Annotated in this window: 19 protein-coding genes and 1 pseudogene; all 20 read left to right on the forward strand. The window is 30.3% G+C overall.

The genetic code is table 11. The annotated features are described in order from the left end of the window. The first annotated feature begins 32 nt into the window (after positions 1 to 32). Positions 33 to 7,814 carry an RHS repeat-associated core domain-containing protein gene (locus I6U51_RS01295; RefSeq protein WP_211141056.1) on the forward strand — a complete coding sequence of 2,594 codons (7,782 nt, stop codon included), beginning with the start codon at positions 33 to 35 and terminating at the stop codon, positions 7,812 to 7,814. Between the two features lie 18 nt (positions 7,815 to 7,832). After that, the gene (locus I6U51_RS01300) at positions 7,833 to 8,363 is read left to right on the forward strand and encodes a hypothetical protein (RefSeq protein ID WP_211140806.1); all 531 of its coding nucleotides are present in this window, start codon (positions 7,833 to 7,835) and stop codon (positions 8,361 to 8,363) included. Between the two features lie 210 nt (positions 8,364 to 8,573). Continuing rightward, positions 8,574 to 8,687, forward strand: a pseudogene (locus I6U51_RS25405) (RHS repeat-associated core domain-containing protein); the annotation flags it as partial. Between the two features lie 213 nt (positions 8,688 to 8,900). Further along, positions 8,901 to 9,188 (forward strand): hypothetical protein, encoded by a 288-nt coding sequence (locus tag I6U51_RS01310; RefSeq protein WP_211140807.1) that lies wholly within the window; start codon positions 8,901 to 8,903, stop codon positions 9,186 to 9,188. Between the two features lie 21 nt (positions 9,189 to 9,209). Further along, the gene (locus tag I6U51_RS01315; protein WP_211140808.1) at positions 9,210 to 9,872 is read left to right on the forward strand and encodes a hypothetical protein; all 663 of its coding nucleotides are present in this window, start codon (positions 9,210 to 9,212) and stop codon (positions 9,870 to 9,872) included. 93 nt (positions 9,873 to 9,965) lie between these two features. Continuing rightward, positions 9,966 to 10,202, forward strand: coding sequence for a hypothetical protein (locus I6U51_RS01320; protein WP_211140809.1), 237 nt, complete (start codon positions 9,966 to 9,968; stop codon positions 10,200 to 10,202). A 398-nt stretch (positions 10,203 to 10,600) separates the two neighbouring features. Beyond that, a complete protein-coding gene (locus I6U51_RS01325) occupies positions 10,601 to 10,747 on the forward strand; it encodes a hypothetical protein (protein ID WP_211140810.1) in 147 nt (48 codons plus the stop codon). After that, complete coding sequence (locus I6U51_RS01330; RefSeq protein ID WP_211140811.1) at positions 10,747 to 12,165, forward strand: contractile injection system protein, VgrG/Pvc8 family; 1,419 nt, start codon at positions 10,747 to 10,749, stop codon at positions 12,163 to 12,165. Before I6U51_RS01325 ends, I6U51_RS01330 begins: the two co-directional genes overlap by 1 nt. A 273-nt stretch (positions 12,166 to 12,438) precedes the next feature. Continuing rightward, entirely contained in the window at positions 12,439 to 13,038 is a 600-nt protein-coding gene (locus I6U51_RS01335) for a hypothetical protein (protein ID WP_211140812.1), read from the forward strand. A gap of 13 nt (positions 13,039 to 13,051) precedes the next feature. Continuing rightward, the gene (locus I6U51_RS01340; RefSeq protein WP_211140813.1) at positions 13,052 to 13,576 is read left to right on the forward strand and encodes a hypothetical protein; all 525 of its coding nucleotides are present in this window, start codon (positions 13,052 to 13,054) and stop codon (positions 13,574 to 13,576) included. Between the two features lie 32 nt (positions 13,577 to 13,608). After that, a complete protein-coding gene (locus I6U51_RS01345; protein WP_211140814.1) occupies positions 13,609 to 14,004 on the forward strand; it encodes a DUF4280 domain-containing protein in 396 nt (131 codons plus the stop codon). Positions 14,005 to 14,025: 21 nt separating this feature from the next. Continuing rightward, positions 14,026 to 16,698: a hypothetical protein gene (locus I6U51_RS25275; RefSeq protein WP_211140815.1), complete on the forward strand. Its 2,673-nt coding sequence runs from the start codon at positions 14,026 to 14,028 to the stop codon at positions 16,696 to 16,698. A gap of 16 nt (positions 16,699 to 16,714) precedes the next feature. Continuing rightward, positions 16,715 to 16,990 (forward strand): hypothetical protein, encoded by a 276-nt coding sequence (locus tag I6U51_RS01355; protein ID WP_211140816.1) that lies wholly within the window; start codon positions 16,715 to 16,717, stop codon positions 16,988 to 16,990. 81 nt (positions 16,991 to 17,071) lie between these two features. Continuing rightward, complete coding sequence (locus I6U51_RS01360) at positions 17,072 to 17,446, forward strand: hypothetical protein (RefSeq protein WP_211140817.1); 375 nt, start codon at positions 17,072 to 17,074, stop codon at positions 17,444 to 17,446. Positions 17,447 to 17,532: 86 nt separating this feature from the next. Further along, positions 17,533 to 18,006 (forward strand): hypothetical protein, encoded by a 474-nt coding sequence (locus tag I6U51_RS01365; RefSeq protein ID WP_211140818.1) that lies wholly within the window; start codon positions 17,533 to 17,535, stop codon positions 18,004 to 18,006. A 203-nt stretch (positions 18,007 to 18,209) separates the two neighbouring features. Then, complete coding sequence (locus I6U51_RS01370; RefSeq protein WP_211140819.1) at positions 18,210 to 19,436, forward strand: hypothetical protein; 1,227 nt, start codon at positions 18,210 to 18,212, stop codon at positions 19,434 to 19,436. Between the two features lie 12 nt (positions 19,437 to 19,448). Next, complete coding sequence (locus tag I6U51_RS01375) at positions 19,449 to 19,826, forward strand: immunity 22 family protein (protein WP_211140820.1); 378 nt, start codon at positions 19,449 to 19,451, stop codon at positions 19,824 to 19,826. 63 nt (positions 19,827 to 19,889) lie between these two features. Then, the gene (locus tag I6U51_RS01380; RefSeq protein ID WP_211140821.1) at positions 19,890 to 20,210 is read left to right on the forward strand and encodes a hypothetical protein; all 321 of its coding nucleotides are present in this window, start codon (positions 19,890 to 19,892) and stop codon (positions 20,208 to 20,210) included. Positions 20,211 to 20,615: 405 nt separating this feature from the next. Then, entirely contained in the window at positions 20,616 to 21,854 is a 1,239-nt protein-coding gene (locus tag I6U51_RS01385) for a late control protein D (protein WP_343069430.1), read from the forward strand. Between the two features lie 170 nt (positions 21,855 to 22,024). Continuing rightward, positions 22,025 to 22,177 carry a hypothetical protein gene (locus I6U51_RS01390; RefSeq protein ID WP_211140822.1) on the forward strand — a complete coding sequence of 51 codons (153 nt, stop codon included), beginning with the start codon at positions 22,025 to 22,027 and terminating at the stop codon, positions 22,175 to 22,177. The last annotated feature ends 22 nt before the right edge of the window (positions 22,178 to 22,199 follow it).

Here is a 22,199-nt window from a genome sequence, read left to right on the forward strand (position 1 = left end):
TTCGATTTTAATAAATGAAAAGGAGGGACTATATAATGCTGACATATAAAAGTTTAAAAATAGAAATACCTTATGATGCAATTCAAGTTGAAGATATAGATATATTAGACTGTATTAATGATCATGCATATTTAAAACTAAAATTATTAATAGAAGAAGGAAAAATAATAGAATATCTAAATAAAAATGTTAGTGAAGAAAAAGTAACTGTATCCAGAATTGAAGAGACCGGTGAAGAAACTAAGTTATTTGTAGGAAAAATAAGTGAAGTTTCAATGTCTTATGAAAGCGGAGTTCATGTTATGGAATTACAAGCTGTTTCTTACACAAAGGATTTTGATATTAAGAAAAATAGCAGGGCTTTTTGTAATTTAGATATGACTTATCAGCAAGTTATAACAAAGGTATTAGAAGTTTATAACAATAAAGCCTTTACAGACAGAATAACAAACGGACAAGCAATAGGAGAATTTGTGCTTCAATATGAAGAAACAGATTGGGAATTTTTTAAGCGTATAGCAAGCCATTTTAATGGCGTATTACTTGCTGAAGCTACAGAAGATTATGGAAGATTTCACTTTGGAATACCAGATTTAAATAACAATCAAGAAATAAATATAGATGACTATGAAGTAGTAAAAGATATTGATTGCTTCAATAAGCGAGAGGCTATGGGATTCGAAGAAAATTTTCTTCAAGAATATACAACTTGGAATATTGTAAGTCCAATTAAATTAATACTTGGTGAGAAGGTTTTATTTAATAAGGTTGAATGTGTAGTAGCAAAAATTCATACTGAAGTCTATAAAGAAGAAATTAGAACAATATACACTTTAGGACTTCAAAGAGGACTTAGAACTGCTTATATGGTAAATCATAAGATTTTTGGAATGAGTATTCCTGCAACAGTTAAGGATGTACAGGGAAATACCATGAGTGTTCACTTTGAAATAGATCCAGTATATGAAGCCTGTTCAAATCAAAAGTATTTTACTTATGCTATAGAAAGTAGTGCATGGTATTGTATGCCAGAGAAGGAAAGTAAGGTGCATATCTATTTTCCAACTAATGATGAAAAAGAAGCAATTGCTGTCCATGCAGTGAGAAGCGCAGATGGATCAGCTAAATATGCAAGTAAAACTCAAAATCCAGATAATAAATCATTTTCCCATACAGCTGGAAGTGAAATGAAATTAACACCAAGTGACATGGATTTTTCGCCAGGTGGTGGAGGCGTAAGTTTAAAATTAGCACAGTCAGGGGATGTATCTCTTAAGGGACAGAATATAAATCTTACGGCTGCTGAGAATTTACAACTTGGAATGAGGGAGGGAAGTGGAGATGCACCACCATTTAGACCACAAAATATAGACATTTCTGCTAAGAGCAAATTAGAAATAGCTAAGGGCAGCATTGGAATTCAAATGGCGGATGCAACATTTCTAAAGGCATCTACTATTAAATATGAGGGAAGTATTAAAGATCCAGCAGAATTGCCAAATGAAATAGCTCATAGAAATGATGGGGATGCAGCGCAAATAGAGGCAATTAATAATCAAGCTAAAGCAAATGCGGAGGCAAAGCTTCAAGAGGCTAAAAGTAAAGTTGGATTTGGCGCTGTAGCTTTAGCTATTGGTGTAGGTGCAGTAGTTGCAGCAGCTACAGTTTTAACAGGTGGATTAGCATTGGTAGCTTTGGGGGCTGGTGTTGCGGCAGCAGCAGTAGGAGCTTCTGAAATGGGTGAAGGATTATCCGATTATAGCAAAGTACAAAGTGGAGATTTCTCGAAATCCTATAATTTTATGCGGGATACCGTATGCGGGGGAAATGAAACACTTTATAATGTTGTAAAATATGGCTCCGTTCTTATATCAGGTACTATGATTGCCATTGCATCAGGAGGATCAGCTACCCAAGTATTATTAAAGACCGCAATAGATGCAGGTGGAGATGTTGCTTTCAATGCAATAGCTGATTATGCTGATAATGGAAAAATTGATAATGACTTAATGAGTTATGTAAAATCAGCTGTGACCTCTGCATCATTGTCCTCTGTAAATATTGGTGCAATGAATAAATTCAAAAAGTTAGAGGCTGCTAAAAAGTTTTCTTGTAACACATTAGGAAAAATCAGAATGGCTTCAGATATAACATTAGATTTAATGGGTCAAGCAGCTACTAGTGGAGATGTTAACTTAACTAGCACTTTCTTAAAGAAGTATATTGGTAATAAAGTATGTTTTTCCGACCCTGTAGATGGAGCAACAGGAAGTTTATATATTCCAGCAACAGACATTGTATTACCTGACATTCATGAAGAATTTAAAATAGAAAGAAAATATGAATCCGTAAATAACAGAGTAGGACTTCTAGGACTAGGATGGACAACCAACTTTGAAACTTGTCTTGGAATTCAAGAGCAAAAAGTAGATGTACTTTGTAGTGATGGGCATATTGAAATTTTTTATAAAATTGAAGATGAATGGGTAAATGATAAAGGTGGAGCAAAAATTTATTCGTTAGATAGAAAAGGCGATTATTGGATATTTAAAACTGCCCTTGATAAGAAAACTTATAGATATAATAATTCAGGTAAACTTCTTGATATAACTGATAAATATAATAATAAGCTTATTATAACTTATGTTGGAGAAAACATTGAAACTCTTACAACATTCTCAAATTATAAATTATTCTTCACATATAAAGATGGTAAAGTAATTGAAATAAAAGATGAACTAGGAAGAACAGTTCAATATAAATATTACGGAGATTATTTAACGGATGTAATTCATGTTGACCAAGGAATAACAAGATATACTTATGATGAAAAAGGATATATAAGCAGCATAACAGACCAAAATGGACAGACTTATACTAAAAACTTCTTTGATAAAAAAGGAAGAGTAATACGTCAAGACTTCCCAAATGATGATGCTTGTAAAATAACTTATGATGATTCTGAAAAAGAAGTAACTTTCTACTATAGTAAGAGCAAAAGAACAGAAAAGACAAGGTTCAATGAAGATGGACTAATAACAGATTTATTCTACGAAGATGGAACTACAGAAGAATACAAATATGATGAATATCAAAACAAGATTTATATAAAAGATAGAAAAGGTTTTGAAACACATAAGGTTTACGATGAGTTTGGTAATTTATTAAAAGAAATATTACCAAATGGATTAACAACAGAATATATTTATGATGAAAATGGAAACTTAATTCAAGAAAAAGATAATGAAGAAAAAGAAATTATCTATGCTTATGACAGCCAAGGTAGTTTAATAGAGAAGAAAACAAAGATTTCAGTTGGAGATTGGAAAACTGAAAGTTACACATATGATTCTTATGGAAGAATTTTAAGTAAAACTGATGGTAATGGAAATACATCTAATTATGAGTATGTAAATACAAGTGATTTAGAGGGAAAACGAGTAAAAGACCCAGTAAGAGTAATTACAAATAGTGGATATGTTTATGGATATGAATATGACGAAGTAGGAAGAAATACTGAAATAAAGACAGATTACGGAACTATAGAATTTGCTTACAACAACTTAAATTATGCAGCAAAAATAAAAGATGCCAATGGAAATGTAACAACAAAAGATTATGATAAAATGGGTAACTTAGTAAGTCTTTATGCTCCAAATAGTTTTGTAGGAAATTCTAAGGTCGGAGAAGGATATCATTATAGTTATGACCACATGGATAGGCTTATTGAAATAAAAAATCCACTTGGAATTGTAGAAAAAAGTATACGAGACAGCGAAGGGAACATAATCAAAGAAATAAACCCTAATTATTATGATTCTGAAACTAAGGATGGATTAGGAGTAGAATATGTCTATGACAAAGACAATAGAAAAATAAAAACTATATATCCAGATGGAGGAGCAGAGAGATTCTTCTATGACTCAAATGGGAATGTTATAAGGCATATAAGTCCAGAATACTACAATAAGGAAACTGATGATGGAATAGGATTTAGCTACACTTATGATAAAATGAATAGGCTGAGTTCTATAAAAAATGAAAAAACAGGAATTGTAGAAAAGACCTTTGAATATGATCTTCATGGAAATATCATAAAAGAAATTGATAATGAAGGAAATGCTACTTTATTTAAATATGATTTAGTTGGTAATTTAATTGAAAAGAGATTTCCAGCTGAAAAAGTTTATAGAGAGAATCCATCACAAGAAAATAATATAGAAACCAAAGATTTTCAGGATAAAGTTGGACAAGTTAAATACAATGTAACTTGCTACACTTACGATAAAAACAGCAATAAAATCTTAGAAAGACATGGAACAGAATTAGTAGATGAAGATGAGATTTGCAAATATTATCATGAAATCTACTTTAGTTATGATAAAGAAAACAGACTTACAGAAGTAAAAGACAAATATGGAGCAAAAGCACTATACAGATATGATTGTTTAAATAATAAGACTTATGAAAGCTTTAAGATTAATGGTACAACTACAAAAGCCATTCATTACATTTACGATAAAGTAGGAAACTTAATTCAAAAGAAAGAAGAAATAAACGGAGGCTTTGTATCGCCAGAAACTGCTGGTAGAAATATTTGGTCAATAACAAGTTATGAATATGATAAGAATGGAAATATAACAAAGATTATAACTCCAAAAGGTTATGAAATAGGGAGAGTTTATGATGAAATTGATAGAGTTATAGAGCAGCATGAAAAAGATGATGAGAATGGAATATTTAGAAGTTATGTTTATAAATATGATAAAGCAAACAACATAACAAGTATAAGCGAATATTCTGGTGAAGATGCTAAACTTATAAGCAGTAAATATGAAAGTGAATATAACTATAACCTAAATGTTTCACAAAGATTTGAAAACAGAAAAGGAAATGAGAAATTATTCGAAAGAATTGACTTCAGGGAAGATCAAAAGAAAAAGTCTTACACTTATGACCCACAAAATAGACTTACTCATTTTATTAATGTTTCTGGAAATATAACAAAGTTGTTCTATGATAAAAATGATAGAATAATAAAACAAGTGCTCCCAGAACAGTATAATGAAACAGAAGATAATGGAGTTGGAACTACTTACTCATACAATTTAAAGGGACAAGTTATTGAGGTTAAAAATGCTTTAGGTGAAACTGTAACTAAAAATACTTATGATCCTAAAGGAAATCTTAAAACTTCAATAGATGGAGAAAATAATAAGGTAGAATATACCTACACGTTGCTTGGACAAATTAAAGATATAACAACACCAAACTCTAGAAAAGAGAATAAATCAGCTCAAAGCTATAAATATGATGCTAGAGGAAATATAACAGGAATCACCGATGGTAATGGAAATGAAACAAGCTATCTTTTAGATGACTGGGGAAGAATTATTCAAATAACAACACCAGAAGGCGGAGTTGAAAAGTATACTTACGACTATGCAGGAAATATAACAAGTACAACAGATGCCAATGGTGGAACTATAGAATATTTCTACAACAGCTTAGGACAAGTATGTGAAATAAAAGACCAAGAAGGAAACAGCGAATATTTCTATTATGACAGCGAAGGTAATTTAATAAAACATATTGATAGAAATCAAAATCATGTAGATAGAATATACAACTTAGATAGAAATATAATTTCAGTAAAGGCTTATCAAATTGATGTGGAAGAAATAGCTTTAGAAGCAAAAAAAGCTGAGGAAGAAGCTAAAAAGAATGCAGAAGAAAAATCTTCAAATAGCTCATTGAATCAAGCACCTCATCGTAGGAGCTTTACAGAAAGAATGAAAGAAAAAAGAGAAAAACAAAAACTAGATGAGCAAATTCATGAAATAATAGAAGATATAGATAAATATAAACTAAACATTGTAAATCAAAGATTCAACTACAATCCAGATGGAACATTGAATAATGCTTACACTGGGAATATGAGGTATAATTACACATATAATAAGGAAGGCATTTTAGCAAGTAAGAGTGCATCTGGAAGAACTTTAATAAGCTATACTTATGATAAGAATAATAACATCAAGAGTATAAAAGACATTACTGGAAAGAGCAGTATTTATAGTTATGATGATGCTAACAGAGTTAAATTAATTCAAGATGATAAAGAAAATATCTTAGCTTCTTACGATTATTACTGCAATGACAATATAAAATCAGTAACGGTTGGAAATGGCTTAAAAACTGATTATACCTACGATGGTGATGGAAATGTTCAAAGTTTAATTACAATAACATCAACAGGTGAAGTGTTAGTAGATTACAATTATGCTTATGATTTAAATGGAAATAGACTGCAAAAATTAAGCTCAAAGCATAAGAATTTCTACACCTATGACTCCATGAATAGACTTAAAGAAGCAAGCTATGATGATCGATGCGAAAGCTTCACTTATGATAAGGTTGGCAATAGGTTAACTAAAACAACAAACGATATAACTGAAAAGTATGTTTACAATGTAAAGAATCAATTAAAAGAACTTCATAATAAAAATGGAATAAACTACTTTACTTATGATAAACAAGGCAATACAATAAAAGAAGAAACAATAACTGGTAATAATATCTTTGAGTATAATACCTTAAACCAACAGGTTAAAGCTATAACTAAAGATGGAAACACTTTAGTAAGTAGATATGACACAGAAGGATTAAGAGCAGAGATTGAAGAAAATGAAAAGCTAACTAAATTCATATTCCATAAGGATAATGTTTTAGTTGAAACTGATAAAGATTATAATTGCATTTCTAGATTTACTAGAGGCTATGAAGTTGTTGCTGCTGATATTGTAGATTTAAAAGAAGAATCTAACTTAAAGAAATATTATTACACTGTAGACGAGCAAGGCAGTACGATATTTGTTACAGATAAATACCAGAATATTAAAAATGAATATTGTTATGATGCTTTTGGAAATGTTTTAGATAGTAAAGAAGACATTCATAATAGAATAACTTATGCTGGTCAGCAGTTTGATGGCATTACAGGGCAGTATTATTTAAGAGCTAGATTCTATAATCCTGTTATTGGTAGATTTACTCAAGAGGATACTTATAGGGGCGATGGGTTAAATCTATATGCTTATTGTAGAAATAATCCTGTTGTATATTATGATCCAAGTGGGTATGAAAAGTTGCCTTCAGATGATAGAGTAGTGTGGGCTATTAATGATAATGACAATTCAATACAAGATGCACTTAATGGCATAAATTCTGGAGAAAGAGGAAATAGTTTTGCAGTATTAAAAGGAATTAACGAAAAAGATAGAAAAGTTAATGAGTTACTTGGAGAACATGGTTTAAAAGGTATTTGGTATACCAGAACAAATGGGAAATCAATACCAGATTTTGATCCAGTATCTATGTTTAATGTTAAAATTCCTAATATGACTGAAAAGCGACAAGGTTTAGGTAATAATTATGACCAAACAAGGGAAGCGATAGCAAATGCAATAATTAAAAGTAACGGGGATATAAATATTTTAAGAGAAAACGGAGTTGTAAATAATAAGGTTACAGATAAAACATTGGGAGAAGTAAATGAATTTTTGAATAATAAAGCTAAAAGTATATTGAATCAGGATTTAACTCATAATGAAAAGATTAATAAGTTAAAGGATGAAGTACAAAGATTAGAACGTGATGCTAACGGTACAAAAATAAGAACTGTACATGAAAAATGTAATCCAGATGCACAATTAGTTCCTACAAAAATTAATGCAGGTTTTCCACATGATGGTGGAGTTAGTGAATGTAAAAGCGATAATGCAAAACAATGTATAAATAAAGGAAAACACTAGGAAAGGTATGGGGAAAGTATGAAGGAATTAAATCAAATACAACATAAATATTTGGGCCATATTGTTTGTATGGCAGATGAAAATGGAAATCCTTTAGAATGGAACAAGACTGAAAGAATATGTCTCTTTAAAAATGAAAATAGGGAAATAAAAATAAGTTTTGATTTCTTTTGTTTTAATTTGAATTTTGAAGCAGGAGAAGTATTTAGTGATATGTATGAGACTGTAGAAAAAAATATAGTTAATTCCTATAAGCATTTTTTGAATGATAGAAAGGAAATAGAAGAAACTTTTTTTAAATATTATAAGGATGAGATTGAGCCGGAATTAATAGCCGAATTAATTACAACAAGTATTGAAGAAATATATTCATTGATTGAAGTTGTAGAGGTTAGAACATATACTGATGGGTACGCAGTAATTGTTAAAACGCCATGGGTTAATGAACAATTAGGTATTGAAAAAAGAGGTATATTGGATGGTGATGAATGGATAGAGGTAAAATTAGAATCAGAAATTGATGTCGTTGAAATGAATTATAATCACTAAAATTCAATAAGATATAATATATAGCAGATGATAAATTAAGTCATCTGCTATATACATATCTTAAGATTTCAGAAAATTTTAGTACACTATACTGTAGATGGCGAAGTCAGTACAGTATTTATTACTGATAAGAATCAGCAAGTTAAAAATGAATATTATTATGATGCTTTTGGAAATGTTCTTGATAGCAAAGAGAAAGTCCATAATAGAATAACTTATACTGGTCAGCAGTTTGATGGTATAACTCAGCAGTATTATTTACGGGCTAGATTCTATAATCCTGTTGTTGGCAGGTTTACTCAGGAAGATGTTTATAGGGGCGATGGGTTAAATCTTTATGCTTATTGTGGAAATAATGCTGTTGGGTATTATGATCCGAGCGGGTATGCTCAAAATTTATGTGTTAGCAAAAGTAGAAGCTCTGCTCAAGGCAACCCTTCAGTAAAAAAGAATGATATACAGAACTTTGAAGTTACCAATTATGAAGATTTTAGAAATAGATCTGTAAAAGGAGATAATTTAGAAGGACATGAATTATTGCAACATGCTTATTTAAGAGATGAGTATTTAATACCAAATGAATTATCTAAAAATAGACTTTCTAGTGATGCTTCAAAGAATAATCCAGTTATTGCATTAGATAAAGAGTTGCATAAAAAGGTAAATCAATTACAAAAAGAGGATGTTCAAACAAGTGGGGTAACAGGAAGAGAGCATATCGAAGGCAATATAAGAGTATTAAAAGAGTTGAATGTTCCGGAAAAGCAAATTAAAAAATTAGCGAAAAAATCTGTAAAGCATGCTCTAGATTTAGGTATATTTTAAAATTTTATGAGGTGAATTGAGATGGAAAAGGAAAAAGAAGAATTAATTAAGTCTCTATATGAAAATGTAAAAATAGATAATTTTATAAATCAATCATATAATATAGTTGAAAAATTATCCCAATATAAAAATTTAGATGATACTATAGAACCTATTATTAAATTGATAGAATTAAATCCAGATATTGACTTTGGAAATCCAGGACCCTTAGTGCATTATTTAGAAGGACTTGATGAAGAAGAATATGCAATTAAGTTAATAGAGTCTCTTAAGAGAAATCCAACAGAACAAACACTATTTATGTTTAATAGAATGATAAATGGAGTAGATGATTATATGAAGGAAGAATATTTGCATTTATTAGAATCCATAAATGATTCACTTGATATATCAGAGAACATAAAAAGTGTAGTACAGGATTATTTATCATTTCAAAGAACAGAAAATGAGATTACAAAGGGCAATAAGTTACAAGAAGTAGATATAGTTTTAATTAAACCCTTGAGTAGCAAAAGTGATTTAATTAAAATAAAAAAAATCTTAGGACTTGAGCAATCAACAAAAGAATTATTAGATGGAACAAGTAAGTTACCTTATACTCTTATTAAATCAATTTCAATTGGTAGAGCAAAAAAGAAAGTTAATGAACTTGGAGATATTAGCTTGAAAATACAGCTTGTATGATTTGATTAGTGGTTAGAAATATGATTTTTATTATATTATTACATTATTAAATTTATGAGTAACAGAAAGAGGAAGAAAATAATTAATTAAGCTTTGCCCGGTATACTATTAAGTTGGTTTCATGGGTTTGTTTTCCATAAGGATAATGTTTTAGTTGAAACTGATAAGCAATTTAATGTAATTTCTAGATTTACTAGGGGTTATGAAGTTGTTGCTGCTGATATTGCAGATTTAGGCAAAGATTCAAGTTCACAGTTAGAATCTAAGTTAAATAGATACTACTACATTGTAAATGAACAACGCAGTACAATAATTGCAATAATACAGTAAACTGTAAAAGAAGTAAAAATTAAATATATATTATTAGTGAAGGTTAACGCTGAAGAAAAAGGCGTTAGCCTTTTTTCTATGCCTAAAACATTGAAAGGAGCAGAAAGCAATGATAAATGAACTAGTATATAAATTCAAAATATACTTAGATGAAGATGGAAAGAGCATAAGAACAATTGAAAGTTATGTTGGGGAACTTCTGCCTTTGTAGAATTATTTGAGGGTAAGGAAGTGGATTTCATTGGAGAAATAAAAATATTCTACATCACTAGCTATGGAACTATCTTATTGAAAATCAATATGAGCTAGATACTATCAAGAAGAAGGTCAACTTTATCCATTCTCCCAATAGATATTTGGTGAACAATAGGTACACAAAAATGTTTTAGTAGGTATTAGTGAAGTTCTTTCTTGAATTTGAAGAGAAAACTTTAATGGGAACTTTCAGTTGTCTTTATAAAGATTATGAAGATTGGAGAGATGTTGCATATCAAGTTATTAATACTGTGAGAGTGGTAAAAGAAGAGAGGGGAGATGAAGATTAATGAGCGAGGAATATATGTATACTCAAGGAGATATTTTAATAGCACCTTATAAATTTCAGAAAATAACAAGATTAAAGGTAACTAGAGAATTAAATGAGCATGCAAAACTTTATATAAGTGGAATAATTGATGAAGAAAATGCTGATAAATATGTTGAAACAGCAGATGCTGAATCAAGCATTTCAATGTCAGTAAAGGATGATAAAAATTCTGTGACTAATGTTTTTCAAGGAGTAGTTACTAATATTCAAGTTAATGCAAATAAAGATGTTAGAACTTTAGAGATAGAAGCTTTAAGCAGAACTTTTTTAATGGATATAAAGAAAAAGAGCAGAACATTTCAAAATGAAAGCTCAAGTTATGGAGATATTTTTAATATTGTAAACAGTGGATATAACAATCTTCAAATGTTAGATAGTATTACAAATGGAACTAAAATAGACAAGTTATTAGTTCAATATAAAGAAACAGATTGGGAATTTATAAAAAGATTAGCTTCACATTTTAATGTTCCAGTAGTGTCAGAGTGTCAATTAGATGATATGAAGTATTCAATAGGAAATTCGGGATGCTGCAAAACATATAAGCTTGATAAATTTAACTATTCAATAAAAAAGAGTCTACAAGAATACAAGCTTAAATCAGAAAATGATATTACCAATTTAGATGATATTAATTTAATAAGTTACGAAATAATAACAAATAAAATAATGCATTTATATAATTCAGTTAATTTTAAAGGCAGAAGTCTTTATATATACAAGTCAGAAATGGAACTTTTAAATGGTGTAATTTTAAATAAGTATATATTAAGAGATGAAAAAGGAATAAAAGTAAGAAAAATTTATAACAACAAGATAGTAGGCATATCTTTAGAAGGAAATATTTTAGATACAAAAAATGACGTAGTTAAAATTAATTTACAGATAGATGGAAAGCAAAATAAAGGTGGAGCAAGATGGTTTCCATATTCAACAGTTTATTCATCACCGGATGGTACAGGCTGGTACTGTATGCCTGAGGTTGGTGATTCGATAAGACTATACTTCCCAGATAACGAAGAGAAAAATGCATACGCAATAAGTTCAACCAATCTCAAATTAAGTAATTCTCAAAAACGTAGTGATCCATCAGTGAAAAGCATAGGAACAAAGTATGGTAAAGAAGTAGTGATGAAGCCAGGAGCTGTAGAAATCATAGGGAACGGAAATTTACTTATGAGATTAACAGATGATGGTGGAATAGAAGTTAAGAGTAATAAAAAGATAGTTTTGGATGCTAAACAGGATATTGAGATAACTGGCGGAGGAAAAGTATCGATTCAAGGAGATAGTGGAGTTGCTTTAACTCAAGCAGGAGCTAACATGAATATACAAGATAATGTAACTATGAGTGGTGGAAAGGTTAAGATTGAGTAATTGATCTTATATAGGGTTGCGAGGCCGAAAATTGCCTTACCCCCCCGGGCTATGTTTCCAAACTTCAGCACGTTAAAATCTTTTAGTCAGTCTAAAGCTTGTGCTTCAAGACAACCTAAGTGCCTTCGAGAACTCGCTCCGCTCAAACAACTCGAAGGTACTAAGGTTCTCTTAAAACCCTTCGCTAAGACNNTTCAGCTTTGAAAACATATCCATTTGTGTAAATCAATTTTCTAGTTTGATTCCCTATAAAGAGGAGGTGAAAAGTATACTATGATAATACAAGCAGATAAAGAAAAAATATTAGAAGAATTTTTAGAAAAGTATGTGGTCGATAGATGGGTTAATAAATTTCTTGAAATTGATGAAATGTATAAGAGTGATAAAGATGATATAGAGAAAAATTTGATTTCAGCATTTGATGAGGTATGTAGAAAGGCTATATGTCTTCAGGGAAAGCAATTAAAGGGTGAAATTAAGTATATTTATTTCTCTTTACTTAGAACGAGTATTCTTGAAAATAGAGGGGAATACAGAGTTGATTTGTATGATGAAGATTGGTTTTTGGATAAGGAAGAATGTTCTATCAATATAGATTTAAACTTTATTTTTGATTCAATTTTCAAGCAGAGGGAAGAACTTAAAGAAAAGAAAAAAGTGTACGGAAAAAATATAACTGATATGGATATAGAGAACGTAATGCTTAAAGAAATTGATAAATATCATATTCTAGCAGTGGAATTTTTAAAGGGTATGATAGGAAAATTTATAGAAACATCTTCTTATGGAGAAATGAAAAAAACAGAAGATATCATGATATTAGCAGGAGAATATATGGATGCGACGGAGGCAATATATCCTGAAAAAGAATAGAAAAGGAGAACTTATGGATTATTTTTTATTAAAGCAAGATGAAAGATATACAAATACTCCAAGGCTTATTGATGTATTTAAGAAAATTAATATAAAAAATCTCAATCTTTCAAATGCTCACAAAATTGAAGACATAACAATATTTGAAATTAATGCTGGCGATAATTGTGAGTTTCTAGATATTTTAGATAGTCAACTGTTTTTAATATCAGAAGGCATGAAAAAGATAATTGAAAAATATGATAGGGATATTTTATTTAAAAGCTTATCACTTATTGATTCACTTCATGATATACAGGAAAATTATTTTTTACCTATATTTGAAGAGGGCGAATCTCTAAGTGATAATGCAGAACTTAATTTAGATAAAACAGTAGTTAAAAAAATAGTATTAGATAAAGAAAAAATTCAAGGTAAGAAGATTTTTAAAATAAAAGAGAGTTTAAAGCCATTAATAGTAGTAAGACTTGATGTTGCTGAAAGTTTGCTAAGACGTGACTTTAAAGGAATAAAACTTGAGAGACTACAAGTTGAATAAGCTTAAAACTTAGAAATAGGAAGTGAAAAGATATGAGTGGTGGAGACAATTATTATATAGTTAGAGGAGCAAAAATGAGATGTGACAAAGGAACCCATGCTAGAAAAATAAATCTTCCAGTAAGTCATGGCTCATATGTAGCTGAAAAACCTATGATGAATAAAACCGATAGGAAGGAAAATAACATAAGCTACTTTGGAATATGTAATGGGGGATGTCCATCTAATGGAGGAAACATTTGTCTAATAGCAGAAAATGGACAAACAATTGAAGGAAAGAAATGCTGCGTACAAATATTAAAAGACTGGATGAATGTAAAAGAAGAAACATTAGTTGAAGGAGAACCGGCACTTACAACAGATTCAGTACTTATATGTAAATATGGAGGAAAAATAAAATTTGAAACAAATGGTCAAGAGAAAGAGTAAATAAAAGAAAGGAGAAAGTAAATGGGGGTACTTCATGCACTAAGAGTTAAATCTCCTTATCAATTACTACGTATAGAAGACATAAGAATTGACAATAAACCTAATGAACATGGATATTTATATTTAAAATGTTTAATAGATGATTCAATTAATTTTCAGTCTGTTATAAATGCGTCTACTAGTGATAAAATATGTATTTATGAAGAAACAGAAGATGAAAATACAAGTAGTAAAAGTCCTGTAAATATTAATGTAGTAAAGGAAAGCAAAAGTAAGATATTATTTAATGGGATAGTGCAAAATATTAAGGCAAGTAATGTCAACGGAGTTTATTACTTAGAAATACAAGCACTTACATCAAGTTTTGAGTTAGATATAAAAGAAAAAAGCAGATCCTTTCAAAATGCTAATATGACATATGATGAGCTTATAGCAATAATTTTAAAGGATTATTCAGGGTATAGTTTTACTCAATGCACAGCAGAAGGACAAACAATAGGAAAGCCATTATTTCAATACAAAGAAACTGATTGGAACTTTTTAAAGAGAATAGCTAGTGAGTTAAATTCAGAATTATTTTGTGATATAATGGAAACACGTAACATGTTTTATTTTGGGAGACCAATTAAAGCAAATTATGAATTAGAAGATATAGGTTTTTATAAAGCTCATAAGAATTTAAAGAGATTTCATGAAGCAGGTGGAATCGAAGCAGGACACGATACAGATTATTTTTATTATGAAATAGAAAGAAGAGAAAAGTATGAAGTTGGAAATAACATACGGTTTAAAAATAAGGAGCTTTATGTAAATCAATATTCAGCTTATGCCTTAAAGGATGAAGTAATCTATAAGTACCGCTTATGCAGAAAAAACGGTATATGGCAAACAAAAATTTATAATTCACTTTTAAGTGGAGGGTCTCTTGAAGGAAAAGTTCTTGCTGTAGAAGGTGAAAAAGTAAAGCTTAATCTTGATATAGACAAAGAACAAAATAAAGAAGCCGCCTGGTTTCCATATGCACCGTCCACGGGAAATGCAATGTACTCAATGCCCATAGTTGGAACAAGTGCAAGACTTTATTTTCCCAATGAAAGCAGTGAAGCACCAATTGTAACAGGTTGTGTAAGAAAAAACGGAAGCAGCTGTGCTAAAACATCAGACACAACTAAAAGATATTTTGGAACAGAACATGGCAGTGAAATAGAAATGACTCCAGGTGCAGTAAATATAAAAGGTGGATCAAAAGAACCACTTAGTATAAGTTTTGATGATAATGTAGGAGTAACCCTTAAAAGTCCTAAAAAATTAAGTTTAAATGCAGATGGTGAAATAATAATAAAAACACCCCAAAGTGTAAATATAAAAGCACAAAGTCAGATACTTGCAGCCAAAAAAGGTACACAAAGTGGTTTTTCAATAGAAAATGAGTTTCATTTTTTAGGAGATAATGTAATAAAAAATGGAAGCGATAGAGAAGCATATCCTCCGTTTGATGATGAACCAAAGGCAGGCCAGAAGATAGAGAAGAAACAAGAGAAGAAACAGGAAAAGAAAGAAGAAAAGAAAGGATTTAATTGGGGAAAATTAGCTAAAAATGTTCTTGCAGGTTTGGCAGTAGTGGCTGTGGTAGCAGTTGCAGCAGTAGCAATAGCGGCAACAGCAGTGATAGCAGCTGTTGCAGTGGGTGCAGCAGTAGCAGGAACAGCAGCAGTTGCAAGTCAAGCAATATCTGATGTTAAACGTGGAGAAGTTAGTGACATGTCTGCTTATATGGCAGCAGGAGGCAGAGAAGCATTTGTTGGAGCTGTCTCGGGAGCAGTATTTGGACCTTTTGGTATGGGAGAAGCCTTAGGTGGAAAGATGTTACTTGGTGGAGCAACTAATGCATTTGAAAGTATAGTAAGACAAACACTAGAAGGTAAAGGAATAAACTTTAAAACTGCATTATTTGATGCTGGAATTGGAGCATTAACAGCAGGAATGTTCCATGGTGCAGGAAAATTATTTGAGAAATCATCACCATTTGTTAAAAATGCATTTAGGAAGATATCATCTGAAGTATCAGATAATATGAAAATAGCTAAAATAGCATTAAAAAATATGGAAAAACGACCAAAGTCAGTAGTACTTGGAAGCAATTTTGGTAATGCTGCGGAGGGGTTAGGTAGATTTACTAAGGAATTTAAAGAGGTTAAAAATGGAATTAAGAGTGGTACTAAGGGGGCGGGTAATCATAACCCATTATTAAGAGGTGATAGTGAATTATACTCTAATATGAGACCGAATGGTATTCCAAAATCATATATATCAAGTGAAGGTAACCTAATACCAGCAAATACAGAGGGAATTTATAAAGGGAGACAAGTTACTGTTACAGAGCATATACTTGGGGGATATAGAAAAGGTGCTAAAGGAAATAGTCCATATACTAGTTTTACATTTAATAAAGGGATTGTAGAGGGATATGGCAATAATCTTATTGAATTAGATATATCTGGATTGAGAAAAGCAATACAATCAGGTGAAGTTACTGATGTGGCAATATTAAGTCCAAAACAAATAGAAAGACTTATAAAAAATGATAAATTACAAAGTGATTTTTGGAAAAAAAGAGCATTAAATTGGACTAAAAGAGATTCAGAATATTTAATAAGAGGAGAAGTTCCTAGTGAGTTTATTAAAATAAAGTAATAGGAGGATGTATATAATGGAGTTGTTGTTTAAAGATACAGTAATTGGTACTATTAGTGGTTTAAACAATGAGGATTCATGGGTTCATGGAATATTTGAAGCAAATGAAGCCTTTAATCAATACAAAGAATTTTTTAGGGCTATAGTATGTGAAGAGGGATTTGAAGAATCTAAATTTAATTGTGAGTTGTTAAATGATGAAAATTGGAGTATAAGTAAAAAAGGGAGTATTGCAGGAATTTACATACCAGCAATATATGAAGATGGTGATATATCATTTAGATATAGATAAATAAAGTAAAACCGTATTACAAAACCTCTGGAGTTAATCTAGAGGTTTTCTTGAAATATATAAGAATTATTTTGTGATATAATGGAAACACGTAATATGTTTTACTTTGGGAGACCAATTAAAGCAAGTTATGAAATAGAAGATATGGGTTTTTATAAAGCTCATAAGAATTTAAAAAGATTTCATAAAGCAGGTGGAATTGAAGCAGGACACGATACAGATTACTTTTATTATGAAATAGAAAGAAGAGAAAAGTATGAAGTTGGAGATAACATTCGGTTTAAAAATAAGGAGCTTTATGTAAATCAATATTCAGCTTATGCTTTAAAGGATGAAGTAATTTATAAATATCGTTTATGCAGAAAAAACAGTATATGGCAAACAAAAATTTATAATTCACTTTTAAGTGGAGGGTCTCTTGAAGGGAAAGTTACGGCTGTAGAAGGTGAAAAGTAAAACTTCATCTAGATATAGACAAAGGACAAAATAAAGAAGCCGCCTGGTTTCCATATGCACCACCCACAGGAAATGCAATGTATTCAATGCCCATAGTTGGGACAAGTGCAAGGCTTTATTTTCCTAATGAAAGCAGTGAAGCACCAGTTGTAACAGGCTGTGTAAGAAAAAACGGAAGCAGCTGCGCTAAAACGTCAGATACAACTAAAAGATATTTTGGAACAGAACATGGCAGTGAAATAGAAATGACTCCAGGTGCATTAAGCATAAAGGGTGGATCAAAAGAGCCACTTAGTATAAGTTTTGATGATAATGTAGGAGTAACCCTTAAAAGTCCTAAAAAATTAAGCTTAAATGCAGATGGTGAAATAATAATAAAAACACCCCAAAGTGTAAATATAAAAGCACAAAGTCAGATACTTGCAGCCAAAAAAGGTACACAAAGTGGTTTTTCAATAGAAAATGAGTTTCATTTTTTAGGAGATAATGTAATAAAAAATGGAAGCGATAGAGAAGCATATCCTCCGTTTGATGATGAACAAAGGCAGGCCAGAAGATAGAGAAGAAGCAAGAGAAAAAACAGGAAAAGAAGCAAGAGAAGAAAGGATTTAATTGGGGGAAATTAGCAGTAGGAGTATTAGCAGCAGTAGCAGTAGTCGCTGTTGTAGCTACTTGTGGAGTAGGAGCAGTATTAATAGGGGCTGCTATTGGGGCATGTGTAGGTGCAGCATGTGCAGTAGCAAGTACTGCGATATCTGACAAGATGAATGGTACGCAAAGTAGTCTGGGAACATATGCAAAAAATGCCCTAAAGGGAGCTTTTACAGGTGCAGTATCTGGAGCTATATTTGGTCCTTTTGGAGGCTTTGGCAGTGTAGGCGGAATCATGGCATTTGGTGGAATAAATGGCATGGCCGATAGTCTCTTAAATCAAGCAATAGATGGAAAATTTAGCTTAAAGCAAACATTGTTTGATGGACTTATTGGAGCTGCTACAGGAGGACTATTACATGGAGCAGGAAAACTTATATCAAAGGTTTCACCTTATGTAACTAAATCTATTGGAAAAGTGCTTGGCAAATTATCTAGTGAAGCTGAGGCGATATTAAGTAAAGTATCTGGAAAAGCAGATGATATATTAAATGCATTTACTAAGACTAGCAGAGAATTGTTTGAGAAAGCAGCAAATAAGGTTGATAATGTAGTAACTAGCATAAAGAATAGTGCTCAAGATCTGGTGGATAGAGCAGCCAATAAGTTTAATGAGGTAACGACTAAGATTAATAATAAAGTCGATGATTTATTACGAGCAGGAGCAGCAAAAGCAGATGATGGATTAAATGCCCTTAATCAAGCAAGATATAATGTTAGAAAATCTCTTGGTTTAGAGAAAGAATGTGTTACAGCAGACGGGGTAAGTTTCAGTAGCCCACCAGAAGAAACATCATTCTTTAAGAATCAGATTTCTAAGATTACAGAGAAAGGTAAGGGTTCTCCTAATAAAAATATTGATATTAATGATACTAAGGGTGAGGGTAAAGGTAAAGAGTTAACGGCTAAAGATGTACCTTCAGTTAGAAATAATGAGTTTAATAAATGGTTTGATGATTTAGATGATAATACTTTAAATGAAATTTGGACAAATCCAAAATTGAAGAAAGTGAAAAATGCAATTAAGGATAGGATAAGACAGCCAGGGGGGTATCACGAATGGCTCGCATGTGAAAAAGCGCCTATATTTAAAAAATGGGGAATTTCAATGGATAAGATTAGAGAACTAAGAACATTGACAGATGATGTTTACTTTTTAAATCCAGATGGAGCACATCATTGTTCAGCAGGAGGTAAAATAGCACATAATGAGTTATTTGATTTAATTGATAAAAGTAAAGATTATAACGATTTTAAGAGAAAACTTGCAAAATGGGCAGATACAAAATTAAAAGGTGGAAGAAATATGCTTCCAAAGGAACTATTAGATTTTAATTAGGGAGGAATTTTTATGGAAATAAGCGGATTAGTATCTTTGTGGATTGGAAATTTTAATTCAATAACGGAGTTAAAAAATTATGTTTGTTTGGGATACACAGCAGATGGAGATCAAATATATTCAAAATTTGCAAATGAATTTGATTTTGGACATACTGATGATGACTCAATAGAATATGAATTTTATAATGAAAAATTGATAGTAATTAAAGATTTACTAAAACCTTTTTCTTATAGCAATATAATTATTCATAGGTTTGAAAATCTATTGGGTAAAAATAAATTTGATAAGCCAGTTAATTCATTAATTCTTTTATATGATTATAAACATGAAGAAGACATTATAAAGGGTACTAATATTGAATATGTAGGTTGTGTATCATATTTATAATAACTTATTATTTTAAAAACTGAATATATTAAAGAAATTTATGACTATCGAGGGAGGTATATGATGTTATCAGAAATAGTAAATAAAATTACTATAGAAATTACAAAGGAAAAGGAAGAAACATTAAAAAAAAGGATTGAGGATTGCGTAAAATATTGTTTGAATCAAGTTAATTTTGAGATTAATTTTGAAGATAAATATCCTATATATTTTGGTGGGAAAGAAGTAGAAAAGGGAGTATTTGTAAATTTAGAAGTTTATAATAGAAAACAAAGTAAAGAAAAATATATAGGCTTAAAAGAACAAATTAGAAAAGTATATTTAGAAGAATTAGAAATACCAGAAGAAAGAATTTTTATACAATTTGATGATTATGAAGATTAATTGCATTTAGAGACTAATTTTAAAATTAGAAGGTTTTGAATTTCATTTGAAACTAGATAAAAGTTTATTGAATATATCAGATTAATAAATTTGTAAAGAAATTTTTAAGTATTGGTATTGAAATCAATGTCAGCATCAAATATATACTTAAAGTAATAAAAATTATGAAATAAATCAATTTATAATAATCTGTATTAAACAGATGAATAAAGTTTATACCAATGTTAAAATGGTAGTAACAGCAAAGAGTTGTTGCTACCATTTAATTTTGCAATTTTATGTTTCAGTCCCAAGACCAGCTATGTTAAGTAAATGTTTATGTTGAAAATTATTAGAAAATTAATTATAGATAATATCAATATAGAATTAAAAGTATAGTAAACAAGCTATTTAATAATATAATTTTTGATAGCTTATCCAAAAGAGATGCAATTAAGAGATGTTCTAGATTGGAATATAGTCTATATTATCTCTATTGATAATAAACCTAATGAACATGGATATTTATATTTAAAATGTTTAATAAATGATTCAATTAACTTTCAGTCTGCTATAAATGCGTCTACTAGTGATAAAATATGTATTTATGAAGAAACAGAAGATGAAAATACAAGTAATGAAAGTCCTGTAAATATTAATGTAGTAAAGGAAAGCAAAAGTAAGATATTGTTTAATGGGATAGTGCAAAATATTAAGACAAGTAATGTCAACGGAGTTTATTACTTAGAAATACAAGCACTTACATCAGGTTTTGAATTAGATATAAAAGAAAAAAGCAGATCCTTTCAAAATGCTAGTATGACATATAATGAACTTATAGGAATAATTTTAAAGGATTATTCAGGCTACAGCTATACACAATGTACAGCAGAAGGACAAACAATAGGAAAGCCATTATTTCAATATAAAGAAACTGATTGGAACTTTCTAAAGAGAATAGCTAGTGAGTTAAATTCAGAATTATTTTGTGATATAATGGAAATACGTAATATGTTTTATTTTGGGAGACCAATTAAAGCAAGTTATGAAATAGAAGATATGGGTTTTTATAAAGCTCATAAGAATCTAAAAAGATTTCATGAAGCAGGTGGAATTGAAGCAGGACACGATACAGATTACTTTTATTATGAAATAGAAAGAAGAGAAAAGTATGAAGTTGGAGATAAGATACGGTTTAAAAATAAGGAGCTTTATGTAAATCAATATTCAGCTTATGCTTTAAAGGATGAAGTAATTTATAAATATCGTTTATGTAGAAAAAACGGTATATGGCAAACAAAAATTTATAATTCACTTTTAAGTGGAGGGTCTCTTGAAGGGAAAGTTGCGGCTGTAGAAGGTGAAGAGGTAAAACTTCATCTAGATATAGACAAAGGACAAAATAAAGAAGCCGCCTGGTTTCCATATGCACCGCTCACAGGAAATGCAATGTATTCAATGCCCGTAGTTGGAACAAGTGCAAGACTTTATTTTCCCAATGAAAGCAGTGAAGCACCGATTTTAGCGGGCTGTGTAAGAAAAAATGGAAGCGATAGAGAAAAATATCCTCCATTTAATGATGAGCCAAAGACAGGTCAAAAGACAGAGAAAAAACAAGAAAAATTGCTAATAAGCTTCATTGGTTGTTCAAAGAAGATATTTTAAAGGGATTTTATCTCATTTTAGAATATCTTCTTTTATTTTTTGTAAATTTATATCAAAAGTTGCTATTCGGTAGCGAAACTACACTACTGAGTAAGGGAAAAAATAAAATTGAAAAAAATATGATATAATTTTGTCAAAAAGAGGCAAATGGTTTCTTGGGTGAGTTAGCAATGAAAGAATCATATGGTTATTTTAATGCTTATCGCTGTTGGTATGTTGTGCACGGCAAAGATTACATATTAATCAATATGAGTACATTTTATACAATATTGTTGAAAATGTACATAATATGTGATAAAATGGAATTAAAGGCAAGAATTTAATCAAATTTTAAAAAATATTAAA

The organism is Clostridium aciditolerans, assembly GCF_016316925.1.
Classification (GTDB): Bacteria; Bacillota; Clostridia; order Clostridiales; family Clostridiaceae; genus Clostridium_AM; species Clostridium_AM aciditolerans.

Bases quoted from the DNA above. Each gene is read 5' to 3' on its own strand.
- I6U51_RS01370 (WP_211140819.1), top strand. From the start codon at position 18,210: ATGAATGGTACGCAAAGTAGTCTGGGAACATATGCAAAAAATGCCCTA.
- I6U51_RS01340 (WP_211140813.1), top strand. From the start codon at position 13,052: ATGGATTATTTTTTATTAAAGCAAGATGAAAGATATACAAATACTCCA.
- I6U51_RS01345 (WP_211140814.1), top strand. From the start codon at position 13,609: ATGAGTGGTGGAGACAATTATTATATAGTTAGAGGAGCAAAAATGAGA.
- I6U51_RS01360 (WP_211140817.1), top strand. From the start codon at position 17,072: ATGGAAACACGTAATATGTTTTACTTTGGGAGACCAATTAAAGCAAGT.
- I6U51_RS01355 (WP_211140816.1), top strand. From the start codon at position 16,715: ATGGAGTTGTTGTTTAAAGATACAGTAATTGGTACTATTAGTGGTTTA.
- I6U51_RS01365 (WP_211140818.1), top strand. From the start codon at position 17,533: ATGCCCATAGTTGGGACAAGTGCAAGGCTTTATTTTCCTAATGAAAGC.
- I6U51_RS01380 (WP_211140821.1), top strand. From the start codon at position 19,890: ATGTTATCAGAAATAGTAAATAAAATTACTATAGAAATTACAAAGGAA.
- I6U51_RS01300 (WP_211140806.1), top strand. From the start codon at position 7,833: ATGAAGGAATTAAATCAAATACAACATAAATATTTGGGCCATATTGTT.
- I6U51_RS01330 (WP_211140811.1), top strand. From the start codon at position 10,747: ATGAGCGAGGAATATATGTATACTCAAGGAGATATTTTAATAGCACCT.
- I6U51_RS01315 (WP_211140808.1), top strand. From the start codon at position 9,210: ATGGAAAAGGAAAAAGAAGAATTAATTAAGTCTCTATATGAAAATGTA.
- I6U51_RS01335 (WP_211140812.1), top strand. From the start codon at position 12,439: ATGATAATACAAGCAGATAAAGAAAAAATATTAGAAGAATTTTTAGAA.
- I6U51_RS01390 (WP_211140822.1), top strand. From the start codon at position 22,025: ATGAAAGAATCATATGGTTATTTTAATGCTTATCGCTGTTGGTATGTT.
- I6U51_RS01375 (WP_211140820.1), top strand. From the start codon at position 19,449: ATGGAAATAAGCGGATTAGTATCTTTGTGGATTGGAAATTTTAATTCA.
- I6U51_RS25275 (WP_211140815.1), top strand. From the start codon at position 14,026: ATGGGGGTACTTCATGCACTAAGAGTTAAATCTCCTTATCAATTACTA.